General features: G+C 66.0%; 19 protein-coding genes. 7 read left to right on the top strand and 12 right to left on the bottom strand.

Annotated elements, in window-relative coordinates; all coding sequences use genetic code 11:
* Positions 1-27: 27 nt before the first annotated feature.
* The 5 genes from RHA1_RS18540 to RHA1_RS18520 all read right to left on the bottom strand — a co-directional run bounded on the left by RHA1_RS18540 (position 28) and on the right by RHA1_RS18520 (position 3,391).
* A complete protein-coding gene (locus tag RHA1_RS18540; RefSeq protein ID WP_011596377.1) occupies positions 28-1,191 on the bottom strand; it encodes a Gfo/Idh/MocA family protein in 1,164 nt (387 codons plus the stop codon).
* Positions 1,192-1,412: 221 nt separating this feature from the next.
* On the bottom strand, positions 1,413-1,697 hold the full coding sequence (locus tag RHA1_RS18535; protein WP_029539726.1) for a hypothetical protein: 285 nt from the start codon (positions 1,695-1,697) through the stop codon (positions 1,413-1,415).
* Positions 1,694-1,975: a hypothetical protein gene (locus RHA1_RS18530; protein ID WP_009476898.1), complete on the bottom strand. Its 282-nt coding sequence runs from the start codon at positions 1,973-1,975 to the stop codon at positions 1,694-1,696. Before RHA1_RS18530 ends, RHA1_RS18535 begins: the two co-directional genes overlap by 4 nt.
* A gap of 153 nt (positions 1,976-2,128) precedes the next feature.
* A complete protein-coding gene (locus RHA1_RS18525; protein WP_011596376.1) occupies positions 2,129-2,530 on the bottom strand; it encodes a LapA family protein in 402 nt (133 codons plus the stop codon).
* 72 nt (positions 2,531-2,602) lie between these two features.
* Positions 2,603-3,391 (bottom strand): hypothetical protein, encoded by a 789-nt coding sequence (locus RHA1_RS18520; protein WP_011596375.1) that lies wholly within the window; start codon positions 3,389-3,391, stop codon positions 2,603-2,605.
* An 83-nt stretch (positions 3,392-3,474) separates the two neighbouring features.
* On the opposite strand from RHA1_RS18520, the gene RHA1_RS18515 reads away from it, so the two are divergent.
* Both RHA1_RS18515 and RHA1_RS18510 read left to right on the top strand, forming a co-directional pair.
* Complete coding sequence (locus tag RHA1_RS18515) at positions 3,475-4,923, top strand: GlnX family signal transduction membrane protein (protein WP_011596374.1); 1,449 nt, start codon at positions 3,475-3,477, stop codon at positions 4,921-4,923.
* Entirely contained in the window at positions 4,923-5,948 is a 1,026-nt protein-coding gene (locus RHA1_RS18510) for a glutamate ABC transporter substrate-binding protein (RefSeq protein ID WP_011596373.1), read from the top strand. The genes RHA1_RS18515 and RHA1_RS18510 overlap by 1 nt, the downstream gene beginning before the upstream one ends.
* A gap of 173 nt (positions 5,949-6,121) precedes the next feature.
* Here RHA1_RS18510 and RHA1_RS18505 read toward each other — a convergent pair whose 3' ends face one another.
* Positions 6,122-7,018: a LysR family transcriptional regulator gene (locus RHA1_RS18505; RefSeq protein ID WP_011596372.1), complete on the bottom strand. Its 897-nt coding sequence runs from the start codon at positions 7,016-7,018 to the stop codon at positions 6,122-6,124.
* 240 nt (positions 7,019-7,258) lie between these two features.
* On the opposite strand from RHA1_RS18505, the gene RHA1_RS18500 reads away from it, so the two are divergent.
* The 4 genes from RHA1_RS18500 (at position 7,259) to RHA1_RS18480 (ending at position 11,954) form a co-directional block, all read left to right on the top strand.
* A complete protein-coding gene (locus RHA1_RS18500; protein WP_011596371.1) occupies positions 7,259-7,789 on the top strand; it encodes a 2,4'-dihydroxyacetophenone dioxygenase family protein in 531 nt (176 codons plus the stop codon).
* Complete coding sequence (locus RHA1_RS18495) at positions 7,789-8,637, top strand: mycofactocin-coupled SDR family oxidoreductase (protein ID WP_011596370.1); 849 nt, start codon at positions 7,789-7,791, stop codon at positions 8,635-8,637. Before RHA1_RS18500 ends, RHA1_RS18495 begins: the two co-directional genes overlap by 1 nt.
* Positions 8,638-8,878: 241 nt before the next feature.
* Complete coding sequence (locus RHA1_RS18490) at positions 8,879-9,538, top strand: hypothetical protein (RefSeq protein WP_011596369.1); 660 nt, start codon at positions 8,879-8,881, stop codon at positions 9,536-9,538.
* 655 nt (positions 9,539-10,193) lie between these two features.
* Positions 10,194-11,954, top strand: a complete 1,761-nt coding sequence (locus RHA1_RS18480; RefSeq protein WP_237726925.1) for a carboxylesterase family protein — start codon at positions 10,194-10,196, stop codon at positions 11,952-11,954.
* 72 nt (positions 11,955-12,026) lie between these two features.
* On the opposite strand, the gene RHA1_RS18475 is transcribed toward RHA1_RS18480, so the two are convergent.
* The 5 genes from RHA1_RS18475 to RHA1_RS18455 form a co-directional block, all read right to left on the bottom strand.
* Positions 12,027-12,788 carry an alpha/beta hydrolase gene (locus tag RHA1_RS18475; RefSeq protein WP_011596366.1) on the bottom strand — a complete coding sequence of 254 codons (762 nt, stop codon included), beginning with the start codon at positions 12,786-12,788 and terminating at the stop codon, positions 12,027-12,029.
* 230 nt (positions 12,789-13,018) lie between these two features.
* Positions 13,019-13,603: a dihydrofolate reductase family protein gene (locus RHA1_RS18470; RefSeq protein ID WP_041811678.1), complete on the bottom strand. Its 585-nt coding sequence runs from the start codon at positions 13,601-13,603 to the stop codon at positions 13,019-13,021.
* A gap of 183 nt (positions 13,604-13,786) precedes the next feature.
* Positions 13,787-14,272 (bottom strand): SRPBCC family protein, encoded by a 486-nt coding sequence (locus RHA1_RS18465; protein WP_011596364.1) that lies wholly within the window; start codon positions 14,270-14,272, stop codon positions 13,787-13,789.
* Between the two features lie 3 nt (positions 14,273-14,275).
* Complete coding sequence (locus tag RHA1_RS18460; RefSeq protein ID WP_011596363.1) at positions 14,276-14,617, bottom strand: ArsR/SmtB family transcription factor; 342 nt, start codon at positions 14,615-14,617, stop codon at positions 14,276-14,278.
* A gap of 91 nt (positions 14,618-14,708) precedes the next feature.
* A complete protein-coding gene (locus RHA1_RS18455) occupies positions 14,709-14,963 on the bottom strand; it encodes a hypothetical protein (RefSeq protein WP_041812448.1) in 255 nt (84 codons plus the stop codon).
* 193 nt (positions 14,964-15,156) lie between these two features.
* Between RHA1_RS18455 and RHA1_RS49490 the strand changes: the two genes are divergently transcribed.
* Entirely contained in the window at positions 15,157-15,336 is a 180-nt protein-coding gene (locus RHA1_RS49490; RefSeq protein WP_148228406.1) for a hypothetical protein, read from the top strand.
* A gap of 114 nt (positions 15,337-15,450) precedes the next feature.
* On the opposite strand, the gene RHA1_RS18450 is transcribed toward RHA1_RS49490, so the two are convergent.
* The gene (locus RHA1_RS18450; RefSeq protein WP_009476875.1) at positions 15,451-16,080 is read right to left on the bottom strand and encodes a sigma-70 family RNA polymerase sigma factor; all 630 of its coding nucleotides are present in this window, start codon (positions 16,078-16,080) and stop codon (positions 15,451-15,453) included.
* Positions 16,081-16,179 lie beyond the last annotated feature (99 nt).

The following is a 16,179-nucleotide window of genomic DNA, read 5'->3' as shown; positions in this document are numbered from 1 at the left end:
CTCCGGGACCTGGCTCTGCGGATCGGATCAGCGCACGTCGACCCACGCACGAGATGCGACCGAGGCCGTGATGGCGTCGAGAGTTTCGGCCGCGGCCACAGCGTCGGCGATCGTTGCGCCCCGGGGCTTTCCGTCGACGATCGAGGCGATGAAGTTGTTCCCCTCGATGACCTTGAGGTCGTCGTAGCTCATCGAGGACGCGGAACCCGGCTGGAAGCGGGCATACGCTCCGGCGTCGGGGCCCACCCACACCGTGGTGATCGACTGGTCCTGGTACTCGCTCCCGAGGCTCGTTCCGAGTTCGTTCATCCGGCGGAAGTCCCAATACACCGCACCCTTCGTGCCGTGGATTTCGAACCCGTAGTTGTTCTGCTCGCCGACGGCCACGCGACTCGCGTCCAGCGTTACCCGTCCGCCGGACGACAGGCGAACCAGGGCGCTGACGAAGTCGTCGTTCTCCACCGGCCCCAACTTGCCACCCGTCGCGCGCGCGTGCCCGCTGGTGGCACCCGACGGGATGGCGCGCTGCGGGATGAAGATCGCGGTGTCGGCCACGACTGCGTCGATGTCGCCGAGCAGGTACCGGACCAGATCGACACCGTGCGAAGCAAGGTCGCCCAGAACGCCCGACCCACCACGCGCGTTCTCGTAGCGCCAGCTCAGCGCGCCGTCCGGATGCGCGGCGTAGTCGCTGAGGAAGCGGAACCGCGAGTGCGTGATGGTGCCCAATTCGCCCGCCGTGATGAGGTCGTGCGCCATCGCAACGGCCGGTGCGTTTCGGTAGTTGAATCCGACGGTCGACTGGACGCCTGCCTTCTCGACAGCGGCGGCGACTGCCTTCGCGTCCTCGGACGACAGCCCGACCGGCTTCTCGATCCAGATGTGCTTGCCCGCCTCCGCCATCGCGACGCCGATCTCGCGGTGCAGGAAGTTGGGTGCGGTGATGCTGACCGCGTCGATGTTCTCGTCGGCGGCGATGTCGCGCCAGTCGGTCAGGGCTGCGCCGAACCCGAACTGGGCGGCAGCTTCCTCGGCGCGGCCGGGTACCTCGTCGGCGACGGCCCCCAGGCGGATGGACGGCGCTTCCGGGAAGTGGTGGCGCTGACGCAGATACGCGTTCGTGTGCACTCGGCCCATCCAGCCGAATCCGGCGACGGCTACTGCGATTTCGGTGGGATTGACGTTGGTCAAGGTCGACTCCGGGACTGATCGGTGCGGGGTGTGTCTCTACGACAGTGCTGCCCACCACGAGCGAAGTCAATCGTTTGTGCTGACAAAGTGGCTCTCGAGGTGATTTTGATGGCTTTTCCGGGCCTCACGCCGCCATCGCGCGGAGGGGACCGCTGATCGCCGGACCAGCGGCGTTCCCCTTCCGCGCAACAGGTGTCAACCCGGCGCGCCTCCATCAGCGACTACGCGCCCGCGCGTCGCGCCAATGCCGGTACGCCGGCGTCGACCCGAACCACCCACTGATCCAGCGACTCGAACATCTCGTCCCCCGATGCTCCACCGGGTACAGAGAGTTCATGCAACGCTTGACCTTCCGAAGGAACCAGCGAAACCTGAGGCGGAACGTCCTCACCCGATGCCACGCCCGATGCCACGTCCGCAGTCCGCAGGACGGCCGCGAGAATGCCGCCCTGTTCGTCCGTCAGGACCTGCATCCGAGAAAGCCGTGGTGTTTCCTGTGTCGTCATGCGAGCACGCCTCCTTCCAGATGGAACCACACGCCCGAAGTGGAACTGTTGTGAATGCCGAGCACGTAGTACTGCTTGCTGGGGCCGCCGAATACCGGCGCGTTGGCGGTGCCCTGCCACTGCGTCATCAGGATCTTCGTGCCACCACCGCCCTGGCTGGCGTCGAGTCTCGCAGTCGCCAACTGCGGGCCCTTCCAGATGTCTCCAAACGAGAAGGAGAATTGATTCGCCTGTCCAGCGGCGAGAAAAAGCCCCTGAGGGGTTGTCGACCAAGCCATTTCGGTGTCCTTTCGTCGAATCACGAATGCGATACAGGACCGACCGTACGAGGACCCTCGCCAGTTGAACCGAGTAGTGGACTACTCGAATCTGTTGGCCGAGGGCCTGACCGGTCAACGCATCGGTCGAGCGAACACGGAAACGAGCAACGGTCAGGGGTTCAGTTTCCGTTGCCGGTTCGCTGCCCGCCGGATCTGAAGGATCCGGACACCACCGACGAGCGCCATGACCACCGCACCTGCGATGGCGGCGAACAGCAGAGTGACACCGAGCGGGACCGTGAACTCCCAGACGAACAGTTCCAGGACGACGCTGTCGAGGTTCTGCAGGATGAACACGAGAAGCAGGATCAGAACGAGAATGCCGATGACCAGACCAGTCCACGTCGCCCCGGTACGGGTGTGCTTGATCCCCTTACCCCTCGCCACATCCGGCGGTATCCCGGAACCCGCGTCATGGGCATGCGGGTCGGAAGAAGGCACCCCACCGCCCGGCGTCTGTCCTGCCGGCAGGTGCGGTCCGGCGTTCGGTGTTTCGTCCGTTGGGGGCAACATGGGACCCGATTACCCAGGCCGTCACCCCACCAACCGGGTCAGGGCTGTTCCTCCGGCACGTCGGGATGTCGATCATCGTGGCGTGATCAACAGGGGCACGAACCGGTCGATCAACTCCTGGATGGGATCCTGCGCCACCGGCGGTGGTGGTGACGCCGGATCCTCCGCGAAGGCACCGAGAACGTCACCAGTGTGCTGGTCGGCAGTGCCGTACGTGTTGGCCGCTACCGAGAAATCGGGCCCGAACGACGCGGACGCGACAACACTGGGCCCGAGGTCCGACCACCCCCACTTGGTTCCGGTCACCGACGGCAGCCGCCCGGTACCCCAGTTCTGATGGGTTCCGTCGGCCGCGACGGGGGCCGCGGTGGCCATCCACTCCAGAATGCGGCTGGCCGGATCGGTGGTCTTCTTCGCCTCGAGGAACGTCACGGTGTCCGCGGTGCTGGTAACCGCATCGCCCCAGAATCCGGAGCCGCGCGTACCGGTCAGCCGATACTCGGCGGCGATCGCATCGATCGACTGCGGGTACTTGGCGTACGCCTGCGAGGCGGCGGAGTCGTCGCTGTCGCGGATCATCCGCTGTCCGAGCGCGAGGTCCTCGGGAGAGCCGTCGCCGTGCCGGAGCATGTAGTCGGCTACATACAGCTTCACGATCGACAAACCCGGCCGGGCCTCCCTCTGATTCGCCGTCCCGACGCGGGTTCCGCTCGGGGTGTGCATGAACGACAGCGCCGTCCGCCCCGGCACGTCGTCGATCCTGTCGGGCGTCGGGGCCGAGTGGGCCGTCACTCCGGACGCGGACGCGACGAGGCCCGCGACCAACAGCGACAGCGCGGCGCGGCACACCCACCTCTTCATACCGTGCGAGTACCCGGTTCCACCCGGCTCAGCCGCCCCGATCACCGGATATCCGGTTCCTGCGGTGTCTGTCTCCCGAGTCGGTGCGCCGGTCGGCACCGTCGGTGCACACTGAACTCAGCCACGCGGCCCGGATCGGTTCTCTTACCGGAACCGCGGAGGCGGTGCAGGAGGACCGGATGTTCCACCGCGGCGAGCACGCCGTCACCGAAGCCCCCACGCTCGACGAGGACCTGCTCGTCGAGCCCGTGGCCCGCCGCCGCCCGTGGGTCGAATTCTTCGCATCCACGCCCGGACGGCTGACCGTGCTGGGGATCGCGCTCATCGCCGCGGTCATCGCCGCGGGCGCGATCACCTCGGCGGCGGTCGGCGCGCGGCAACAGCGGGTCGAGACACTGCGCACCCACACCGAGCCCCTGGCAAACGCAGCCCAGGCCCTCTACAGCTCGCTGTCGATCGCCGACGCCGCCGCGACCACGTCCTTCGTCTCCGGTGGCGGTGGTGCCGAGTCGACGACCGGCGCGGAGCAGTTCACCCAGGCGATCGGAGACGCCTCGAACGCGCTGGTCACGGCGACCAATGGGGTGTCGTCGCAAGACGCCGGATCGCTGGCGCTGTTGTCGGACGTCGTGCGCAACCTCGCCGAGTACTTCAATCTCGTCGCCACGGCTCAGGCCAACGACCGGGCCGGGAACCCGGTCGGGGTGGCGTATCTGGCCGATGGGTCCGCGCTCATGCAGGACACCATCCTCCCGTTGGCGGAGCGACTCTACGTCCGCCAGGCCGAGGCGGTCGCCGACACCCAGACGCACACGGCCCAGCTGCCCGCGGCCGCCTTCACGGTGACCGCGGCCGCACTTTTCGCCCTCGCCCTCGCCCAGCTGTACCTCATCCGGAAGAGCAAGCGCCGATTCAACCCCGGCCTCGCTGTCGCCACCCTGCTCCTGGCCGGACTCCTGCTGTGGCTGATCGCCGGGAGCCTGGTGTCGACGTCGGCAAGCGAACACGCGAGAACCGAAGGTACGCAACCCATCAACGCAGTTGCGCGCGCTCGCATCCTGGCGCAGCAGGCCCGCGCCGACGAAACGCTCGCCATTCTGCAACGCGGGTCCGACACCCAGTCGGAAATCGACTACGCGCGGCACTCCCAGGCGCTGTCCGACGAGCTCACCCGACAGCTGGAGAGCTCGCACGGTCGCGCCGCCGAGCAACAACTCCGCGAGGCCGTGACGGCCCGCGACGGCTGGCTGGCCGCGCACCGGGACATCGAGATCGCCCTCGAGCGCGGTGACTACCCGACGGCCGCGGCGATCGCCGCCGGATCCGGCTCGGGCACGTCGTCGGCGCAGTTCGCCGCCCTGGACGAGTCCCTCCGGAACGCGATCGACCGACTGCGCGACGACGAGGCCAACGCCGTGACGGACGTCTACCGATCGATGTCGTCGCTGGCAGTCGGTAGCATGATTATCGGCGTGTCCTGCGGATTCGCCGTCGGCGGGGGTATCTGGCCGCGACTGAACGAGTACCACTGATGACACAGGTGAGGCTATCGAGACCGGCGGCGAGACCGTGTGCCCGGCGCCTCGCCGGCCTACTCGCCGTCGCGGTCGCCGTCCTCGCCGGCTGCGCCGCACCCGACCCTCTCACCCCGACCGTCGCGGCCACGTACACCGCACGACCGATGACGGACGGCGCCCAGATCATCCCGCCCACGAACAGTCCGCCGCCGGAACCGCCGCTCCCCGAGTCGTGCGGGGCGCTCGCGAGCCTGCGTCCCGGCCCGCAGCCCCCGCCCGGGCAGATGCCGCCCGGTGGGTCCCTCGCCGCGATCGCCGCACGCGGCCGGTTGATCGTGGGTGTCGACCAGAACACCAACCTGTTCAGCTTCCGAGACCCGACCACGGGCACCCTGCAGGGGTTCGACGTCGACCTGGCGAAGGAGGTCGCCCGGGACATCTTCGGCGATCCGACCAGGGTCGAGTTCCGGCTGCTCACCTCCGCCGGCCGGTTCTCCGCACTCGAGAACAACGAGGTCGACGTCGTCGTCCATGCCACCTCGATCACGTGTGAACGCGCACGACGCGTCGGCTTCTCCACCGAGTACTTCCGCGCCTTTCAACGCATTCTGGTCCCGCAGGGTTCCGACATCACCGGCCCGGCGGACCTGGCAGGAAAACGGGTCTGCACCTTCGTCGACACCACGTCGCTCGCCACCGTCCAACGGGTCGCGCCGGACGCCACGATCCTCGCGGTCCCCGACTGGGACGACTGCCTCGTCACCATGCAGAAAAAGCAGGCCGACGCGGTCAGCACCTCCGACTCGCTCCTCGCCGGGCTCGCCTCCCAGGACCGGAATTTTCGGATCGTGGGGCCACAGCTGGAGGCGGAGCACTGGGGAATCGGTGTCAACAAGGGCAGGGACGACCTGGTGCGGTTCGTCAACGGCACCCTCGAACGCATACGCGCCGACGGAACCTGGATGCGCCTGTACGACCGGTGGCTCGCCGCCCCCCTCGGGCCGATCGCAGGCCCACCCCCGGCGACCTATCGAGATTGAGGGGCAGCGAGAAGACATCGGACGGTGTTCGAAAGTTGTTGCGACACTGAGCATGCCGACAACCGATGGCAGTACTGCCGCTTCCGTCCGGCGAGTCGAGGACACAGTTTCGGCCGAGACGCTGTGAACACGTTCAGCGATGCGGCGCTCGATCGACGGGGCATGCGCTGGGGCTATGACCCGGAGACTGTCAATGCGTACCGCACTGCCTGCCTGACTGTTTCGGTCTTGATGGAGGTGTCTTCTTCTCTGGTGCACAGGCATACGGGCGATGGTGGCACGTCGTGCACGGGGACGAAGGTGACCTGCGGATGGCGGTGAGTGTTCGGCACGAGAGCGCTTGTGATTGCTATGGCTTCTCCGGACGCGACAACTTCCAGCAGTTCGCCGATTGTGCGTACGGAGGGGCCATAGGCCACTTGTTTCCCGCTCGGACGCGGATCGCATGCCCACCACCGAACCCATTCTTGGTCTGCGTCCAGGTCGGTGACGTGTGGATCGTCGTCGAGTTCGCTGACGGACACTGACTGGCGGTGTGCGAGGCGGTGCGTCGCCGGGAGTGCGACAACCCGGCTTTCCCTGTAGAGCTCGTCGAAGCGCAGTCCGCGGTCGTCTGCCATGGGCGGGCGCACGACCGCGGCGTCGACGGCACCACGCCGCACCGCTGATGCCTGCTCGGACCAGGCGAGCTCGACGAGATCGATCGACCACTGGCGGTGCTGTCGGCGGAGATGCTCGAACAACGCCTGGGTGTGTATACCGATCGCGGCGGTCATGAATCCGATGCGGAGGTGAGTCTCCTCCTGCCGGACTGCGTCGAGTGCTCGTTCGGCCGCCGCGACGGCCGCGCGGGCCTCGAGCAGGAATCGTTCTCCCGCGAGAGTCGGTTTGAGTGGATGGGCGGAGCGATCGACAAGTTCGACACCGAGTTTGCGTTCGAGACTGCGGATCTGCTGTGTCAATGCCGGGGGGCTGATGAAGAGCTTGTCGGCTGCGCGACCGAAGTGTCCTTCGTCGATGACGCTGATGAGATAGGACACCTGCCGCAGGTTGAGATCCACCGCGCTCACACGATCTCCTCGGACAGTCAATTGCGTCTTCGCGCGAGCTGAACAGCACCGCCCTGCTGCGACGTTAAGTAAAAGGTTAACACCCGCCGCCGGGAATGTAATGGACGTCACATGACGCGCTGGGTCACATTGGTTGGGCCATCACTATCGCCGGTACAGCCGCCGGCCAGATGGGACTCGTCGGGCGTGTCATGGCGAGGCGAGTCAGAATCATCTCTTCAAAGATTGAAGGTACAAGCAATGCGTACTACAGCTGCCGGTCCATTGTTCTGGATGACCGATCCCGGTACGACCCCCAAGGGTTCGCGCAAGGAGTTCATCGACCCGAACAAGATCCCGTGGACGGATTGGCTCATGCCGGGGACTCGCTTCCGGCTGCTCTACGCGAATCTGGCGACCGGGAGTTTCACGGTCATTCTGCAGGTGGATCCAGGTGTGCAAGCGACTCCGCACTGGCACATGGGCAATGTGCAGGCATACATCCTCGACGGCGGATTCCATTACCACGAAGACGATCCCGGTGTCGCCGGCACCTACACCTGTGAAGTTGCAGGTGCGGTTCACGAGCCGATCGCGCCGAACGGTACGACGATGCTGGCGTTCGTCGAGGGACCGATCGCCGGATACCTGCCCGACGGGAACCTCTGCGTGGTGGCCGATGCCCGCCTGCATTACTACATGGCCCGCGACAACGACGCGATCGCACACGCACAGATTGTCGACTACGCCACCGATCCGTCGGTGAACATGCATGACAGAGCCGACAGCTGATGGGCCGCCTCGCGGGAAAGGTCGCGTTCATCACCGGCGGTGCCCGCGGGCAGGGGCGGGCGCATGCGGTGCGTTTCGCCGAGGAAGGCGCCGACATCGTGGTCGTCGATCATTGCGCGGACATCGATTCCGTTCCCTACGCCTTGGCGACCACCGATGATCTGGATGAGACCGTGCGTCTCGTGAAAGACCGCGGAGTGTCTGTCCTGAGTGTTCAGGCGGATGTTCGCGACCTCGCCTCACTCGAGCATGCGCACCGACTGGCGATCGACGAGTTCGGCAAGATCGACGTGCTCGTCGCCAATGCCGGTGTCGGAAGTTTCGGTCCCGCTCTGGAGATCAGCGAGCAGCAATGGCAGGACGTCATCGACATCGACCTGACCGGTGTCTGGAAGACCGTGCGCGCGGTGGCCCCGGCGATGGTGGAGCGAGGCGAGGGCGGTTCGGTGATCTTGACGAGTTCGGTTGCCGGTCTCGTCGCCTTCCTCAATTTGGCCCACTACACCGCGGCCAAACACGGGGTGGTCGGGCTCATGCGCGCTCTGGCGGCCGAACTTGCCCCCCACCGCATCCGCGTCAATTCGATTCACCCCACGACCGTGGACACCCCCATGGTCGACAACGCCGAGACACGCGAGCTGTTCCTCCCGGGAGTGGAGAGTCCGAACCGCGAGGTAGCGGCGGAGCTGATGAAGAACCTGAATGCGTTGCCCGTGCCGTGGATCGAGGACGTCGATGTCAGCAACGCGGCGCTATGGCTCGCCTCCGAGGAAGCCCGCTACGTCACCGGTGTCGCCCTACCGATCGACGCCGGCGCGACCGCACCATTCAAGATGCCCCACCAGTAGGCGGGCACTGTTGTCGCACTGCGTCCTGTACTTCAGTGAGGACGCTTTCACCGCCACGGGGAGGCGGACGGGTCGGTGAGCGCGCTCTCCCAGCCAGAGGCCGAGCCTTCCGAGCCGGCCCGAAGTATTCCTCGCAAGCCGTAACGCCGGCTACATCATCGGCCGCCGTCCTCGTCGTCTCCGGCGGGATATGCAATCGCCAACTCCCCGATCTCGGCAACCAACTCTGAGGAGAACCACAATGAGCACTGCACATGAAACACGCACCGCCGCAGCGCATACCCCGTACGAAAAGGAATTCGTCCACATGATGGACGATGTCGATGCACTGATCGACTCCCTCACCAACCCCCTGCACCGTAAAATCCTGATCAACTATCGCCGGCACGCACTTCTCGAAGTCTCCGGACGCTACGAAGAACTTCTCGCCCCGACCATGACGGTCGCCGAACCGCACTACCGGATCTTCGAAGGTGGGCAAGGTGTGATCCTCGACGGCATGGACGCGGTTCGCAACTTCTACAAGTCCCTCGCCGACATGGACATGCTCGTAATGTGGACCGGAAAGCAGAAGATGGCGGTAAACGATTGGGGCTTCGCCGGCGAAGCTGAATTCAATCAGTTCGTTCCGGGATCATCGCTGGGCGACAACGTTTTTCAATTTTCCGACAAGGACATTGCACCAGAGTCGCAATACGACGCCGACTCCTACTATCTCGTCCGCCGCACCCTCGCCTTCGTGTGGCCCTACAACGAGAAGGGGAAGATGATCGGCGAAAATGTCTACGAGGACGTCCACTCAAAGGCAGTCACGAAAGTACGCGACGAGAATGTCATCACGGCCCCACGCGCCGCGGAGCTACTTGCCCCGCTCATCGAGAAGTATGGCGTGCCGGAATGATCGCTGAGCCTGTCTGAGGTAGGCGCCGGAGCAAGCGGCGGGACTTGTCAGCGGGTGCTACGTGCGGTGCCTGGACCTCGATCCGTGGCATGACGCCCTGGCTGCAGCTCGACGCCACTCGAGCTCGTACCGAGGAAGTCCGGAATCTCGCGCGGTCTTACATCACGCGGTCTTACCATGATCACGAGAGGCGAAGGGCGGATGAATAATGCTGCTGCAGAACCGCACCACGATCGTCCACGGGGGCAGTGGCGCCGTCGGCTCCGCGGTCGCGCGGGCGTACGCGCGGGAAGACGCCGAGGTGCACCTCACCTGACGCACGCGAGCCACGCTCGAGGATGTCGCCCACCGCATCAGGGACGAGGGCGGGATTGCGCACGTCGCTGTACTCGATGCGGTGGACCGGGACGCGGTTGAACGACATGCCGCGGCGGTGGGGGACCAGAGCGGAGGCATCGACGTCTGCTGCCACGGCGCCCGAGTTACGCCGAGGTCGCGAACGCGGCCGTCTTCGCCGCGTCCGACTGGGCCCCGACGATGACCGCGACCGAGATCAACCTCACCGGGGGCGCTGTCGTCGACTGACCCGGGGCCGCAGGCTGGACGAACGCCCACAGGCACTCGTCTCGCGGAGACCGGCAATGGTCGTACGATCGTGGAGCCGCGACGATGCGTTCTCGTCTCGCGATCGGTCACCAACGGCGAAGCACCGCAGCACGGAGGAGAGCCCGATGTCGAGCCTGAGGGCGTACCTCATCTCGACGCGACCGACGAGGATGTCTCGATCGGCGGCGCCGGCCTGGCCGTGGCAGCGATCGAGCTCGGCCGCGTCGACGAGCTGCGCGTGTTCCGCAATCCGATCGTCGTCGGTGGCGGCACGCCGTTCCTACCGCCGGTCACCGAAGACCTCCAGCGTGGTGTGCACATCCGAAAGGGGACGTCGCCGATGACCGTCCGTACCGTGAACACTGAGGCAGGGCGACTCTCCGGTGACCACACCGACGGGGTCGCCCGATTCCTGGGAATCCCCTACGCGGCAGCTCCAGCGGGCGAACGCCGATTCGCACCCCCTGGCCCTGCCGAGCGGTGGGCAGGGACCAGGAACGCCCCCGGTTACGGCGCTACCGCACCGCAGCCGTCATTGCACCCCGCTCACGCGAATCTCGCGCCGCTGATCGGGCCCGGATGGGTCACCGGAGACGGCGACTACCTCAATCTCAACGTCTGGACACCCGACCCCGGCACGAGTGGGCTTCCGGTGATGGTCTACGTCCACGGTGGCGGGTTCATGATCGGCTCGGGCGCCGCCCCCGCCTTCGACGGCACCTCGTTCGCGCGCGACGGCGTCGTCCTGGTCACCGTCAATTACCGACTCGGGGCGGAGGGCTTCCTCGCTCTGTCCGGTGAGGTCGCGAACACGAACATCGGATTGCGTGATCAGATCGCAGCACTGCGCTGGGTTCGCGACAACATCGCCGGGTTCGGCGGGAACCCGGACAACGTCACCGTCTTCGGCGAATCGGCCGGCGGCACCTCCGTCGCGTTCCTGCTGCACTCCCCGCCGGCCGCCGGACTGTTCCGGCGCGCGATCGTCCAGAGCGGACACGACGAGATGGCCCGCCGGCTCGAGCTCACCGAAGAACTCACGAAGGCACTCGCCGCCCGGCTCGGAACCTCCCCGACCACAGAAGCATTCCGAGCATTCTCTGCCTCCGACCTGCTGCGCGCACAGGCAGCTCTGCTCAGAAACGAACCCCACCCAGACCTGCGCGACGGCAACGGTGTCGACCCGGGCCACCGTCGTGCGCTGTTCCTCCCCACCACGGGTGACGACGTCCTCCCCGACCCGGTCGGGGTCCCGAGCACACATTCGCGCGGCGTCGACCTGTTGATCGGCACAACACTCGAGGAGGCCAACCTCGGTTTCGGTGCCGACGAGTTCGCCGCCTTCGACGCGCTTGACGCCGTAGCCGAGCTGGCCGCCACCTACCCCGATGCCGAAGCGCTCCTCGAACGACACGGTCTCCACGACCCGGCCGTCACCCCCGCGCATGCACTCACAGCCGCGTACACGGACCTGATGTTCCGATCACCGAGCCGACGCGCCGCCCGCCGCCACCCAGGCCCCACCTACGTCTACGAATTCGCATGGCGATCACCACTGCACGGCGCCGCACACGGCCTCGACGTCCCCTTCGTCTTCGACACCACACAGGCATGCCGCGGGCTCATCGGCGACGACGCACCCGGCGCCCTCACCCAGGCGATGCACCAAGCCTGGCTCGACTTCGCAACCCACGGAGATCCCGGCTGGCCCACCTACGACGACGCCAGAAAAGCGATGAGGTTCGATGCCGGCCCGCACCTCTGCGAGGACACCGCTCCCGAGGGCACCGGCGCCGAATACCTGTCCTGATCCAGGCCGGCTGGAGCACGGCAACGGCGGTATCGGCGTCCGGCGCGGATCCGGACGCCGATACCGTTCACGTCAGTCCGAAACCGTGTCGGCGGCCCGGCCGAGGTGGCGGGCGAAGAACCGAGCGGAGCTGTCGCTCTCGTATTCGGGCACCGGGTAGTGCCTGCCCGAGTAGGCGTGCAACGTCTTCTCCTTCGACGCGAAGGCGTCGAACAACGCGACCCCGGAGGTGCGGTCGAATTCCTCGTCGTTCCACGGAATCCGGTACTCGACCGGGACGGTGATCTTTCTCGCCGCCTCGATCAGAGCGTCGTGCACGAAGACCCCACCGAAACTCACGGCAGCGATCCGGGATTCGACCGCCGTCAACATCAGCCCGGTCACGACACCCAACGTCATGCCGCCGTAGCCGATCGGCGTTTCGACGCCGATCTCGGGCAGCGCCTGAAGGTCGTCCAGTGCCGCCTGCCATTCCGGCACCGCACGCTCCGCCAGCGACATGTTGTAGTCGATCACGATCGGGGCGATCGGTTCGCCCGCCGCCCGGGCCCGATGGATCGCCTCTGCCCACCGTTGATCCTGAGGGTTTCGCGGCCGGTCGCCATGTCCGGGCGCGTCGATGGCGGCGACGGTGTACCCATAGGTGGTCACGCAGTGGAGTGCACCGGCTACCAGCCCCGGCGCCTTCTTGTGCATGCCGCCGGAGTGCCCCGACAGCAGCAGAGGTGCGCGGACGGTTCCGGATGTGGGCGACCAGAGCACGCCGGTGATCTCATCCAGTGTGAATGTACGTTCGATGACACCGTTCGACGATGTCTCGGAGGTGAAATGCATGGTGTTGCCTTTCGGGATTGCCTTGTTGTCGAGGCGCTCCCGGCGACACCTATGTCAATCGCCGAACCGTGAACACGAGTGGGAGCACCCACATGGTTACTGCGTTCATGGGTCTCACCTCCTCGCGTGATGTCACGGTCTGGCGCACGCTATCAACCTGAGCCGAATCCCGTCCAACCTATTTCCAGCACGCGAGGGCCGATCGCTGATGGGCCGCGCCCGGAATTCCTTCAGGTCGAATGGAGGGTGGGTCGGTAGATGAGCTCTTGGATGTGACCGTCCAGCGTCCGGTTCTCGAGCAGTTCCAGGTCGAAGTCGGCCCCACCCTGGAAGATCGGGTCATCACCGGTCTGACCGGTGATCACAGGGAAGATCGTCACCTGCAGGCGGTCGACGAGGCCGGCGGCCATCAGCGCCCGATTCATCGCCAGGCTGCCGTGCGAGCGCAACGGCACCTCGGACTCCTCCTTGAGCCGGGCGACGACGTCGACAGCGTCACCGCTCACGACGGTCGCGTCCGGCCAGTCGAGAGGTCCTTCCAGCGTCGTCGACACCACCGTCGCCGGCAGGCTCCTCATCCTGGTGACCCAGGGGTCACGCACTTCGGACTCCTCGGTGCTCGAGGCCAGCATCTGTGCGAACGCCCGATAGGTGTTGGCCCCGAAAATCATCCGCTGCTCCGCGTCGTACAAGCCAAGGCGGTGGTCGAGCAACTCGGGGCCTTGCTTACCCCAGTAGCCGCCCCAGTCGCCGCCGCTGATGCCGCCGAAGCCGTCGAGACTGGAAAAGACGTCGAAGGTGTAGGTCGCGGTCATGTCGTTCTCCTCGAATGCGGTTGTGGTCGGTGTAGGTACAGACTGGGAACCACTGCGAAACTCATCGCCGTCGTACTGGACGACGTGTGGTCGCAACACGAGTGTCGCGTCCTCCGTTCCGGCTCGCCGCCTCGCGCGTGGAGAGCGAGGCGGCGAGATCGGTTGCGCGGTGAACCGGCAGGCTCAACCCTTGATGAGGTCGTCGATCTGGCCGATCGCCTGCGAGGCACCCTCGACCACACCCATGTCGAGCACCTGCTGGAGACCTTCGGCGGTTGCGTAGGTGCTGACGTAGGTGGCGATGGTGCTGCCGTCCTTCTCCTCGAAGGAGTACTCGTTGGTGGACACCGGCATCGATTCGATCGGCGTGAAATCCGCATCGGCGAATCCGTCGGTGAAGGTGAAGCCGGTCGGCTCATCGACGGAGACGATGTTCCAGTAGCCCGCATGCTTGTCGCCCTCGGGGCCGGTCATGTAGTAGTTGACCCGCCCGCCGGGGGTGAACTCGTGGTCGACCACCGTCGCCGGGTACGTCGGCGGACCCCAGATCTTCTCGAGCTGGCGAGGATCGGCATAGATCTGCCAGATCCGCGCTCGGGGCGCGGCGAACTCGGCGGTGATGGTCAGGGTCAGTGCGTCGATGTCGTGGCTGACCTTGGTGACAGGCATCGTTCATTCCTTCCGTTGGGGTTGCGTTGCGATCAGTTCGTCGATGCGCGCGATACGTCCACGCCAGACCTGTTCCAGCTCCGCGAGCATGGACGACACCGCGCGTACTGCTTCCACATCGCCCGTGGCGAGTTGTTCACGGCCGCTGCGTCTTTTGACGAGTAGGCCGGACTTCTGGAGAACGGCGACGTGCTTCTGTACCGCAGCGAAACTCATGTCGTACTTCGCTGCCAGTGCCGAGACGGAATGCTCGCCGGCCAGCACGCGACGCATGATGTCGCGCCTCGTTCGGTCGGACAGCGCGTGGAACAGGGCATCGGCCCGGTCCTCATCTGTTTCTGACACACCCAGAACATACAACCGATTGGTTGTATGTGCAAGGCCCCTTCGACTCTCAGGTTGAAGATGTTGCATGCGGTGCGCCGACGAGCGCGATCTAGCTCGGGGAGAACCCGCCGACATCGATCGAGATCCACAGCGGTGCGAACATCGCGATGGGCACCGGCGACAATTCCGGGACATTCATGACGTCCCTCAACGTATCCACCCCCCAGGTAATCGCATACCAGCCCAGTGCGACTCCCAGGACAAATCCAGCGAACTGGCCCAGCAGAGCGGCCGCCAGCTCATACCTGGGCTCCTCACCCGCGGCCGCCGTTCCGGCGTCGTCAGGCTTCGGCTCGGATCGCATCGTCCCATTGTCCTCCGCAGGATTCACCCGTGCTGGTCGCCGACGGTTTCGCACACAAGTTTCGACACGCGACTTATCTCAGTGGGGCGCGGCCAGGCACGGGCGCACCTCATCTTTCGCGACGGGCAAGTGCGTCCATTTCCGGTCTCCTCCGTCTGATCTGGTACCCATCCCCACGGATCAAGGAGCCACCATGACCAACCCCAACGAGTTCGAGACCTCGGCGACGGAGCGGACGGACGCCACCCCACAGGCTGCGGCACCCACGTGTTGCAGCACCGAACGACAAGCCACCTGCTGCGACCTCAGCGAGAAGTCGACGTGCTGCGGTCCGGCGGCGACGGCCGGCGGCGAGGGATGCGGCTGCCAGTAGCCCTCAGGTGACAACGGTGCGGTGCGAGCGAAGATGGCTCGCGCCGCACCGCAGTCTTGTCAGCGTGACCTCGCCCGGTCGCCCCGTCGCCGTCACCAGAGATGATTCGCCGGTCTACTCGTCGTCCGATGGCGTGGCTCCGCAGGCGCAGGATCCGCTGCGGGGCTGGTAGTCGTGGACGTGGCCCGTGCGGTCCTGGCTGATCTGACAGCAGGTGTGCAGTTGGGCCTGGAGGGCGGCGCGGCCGCGTTGGACCCGGGATTTCATCCCGGACACCGAGATTCCCACCTCGTTGGCGGCGGCGGCGTTGGTTCGGTTGTCGAGGTCGACCATCTTCACCGCCGCGGCCTGCTCGGCGGGCAGCCCGGAGAGCATCGGAACCAGGCAGGAGGCGAGTTCCTTCTCCGCCGTCTCGTCGGCGTCAGGTTCTCCGTCGGGTGGGTTGTCGGGGACGGTGTCGACAGCCAGCTCGCGGCGGTGAGATGCGGACCGGTAGTAGTCGGTGATCGCGTTGCGGGTGATGGCATACATCCAGCCAAGGAGGCGGTCCTGCTCCCGCAGGTTGTCGAGGCTCTTGGCCATCCGCAGGAACACGATCGACAGAATGTCGTCGGCGTCCTCGGGACGCGAGACCCGGCGGGCGATGAAGGCCCGCAAGTCGCTCGAGAAGCGGCGCCAGAGCTGGTCGAGATCAGCTGGTGCCTGCTGGGGTGTCGTCGCGGTGGTGGCCGTGTCCTCGTTCATGATCTGTGGTTCCTTTCCGTCTCCAGCATCCCCGCCTGGCGGCGCGGTCGCGACCCCCTGAGGGCGTCCTCTCTCAGGTACGGACGACGGTGACCGCGG

Source organism: Rhodococcus jostii RHA1, assembly GCF_000014565.1.
GTDB lineage: Bacteria > Actinomycetota > Actinomycetes > Mycobacteriales > Mycobacteriaceae > Rhodococcus_F > Rhodococcus_F jostii_A.
The sequence above is the reverse complement of the archived record's forward strand: the minus strand, read 5'-3'. Positions and strand labels throughout refer to the sequence as shown.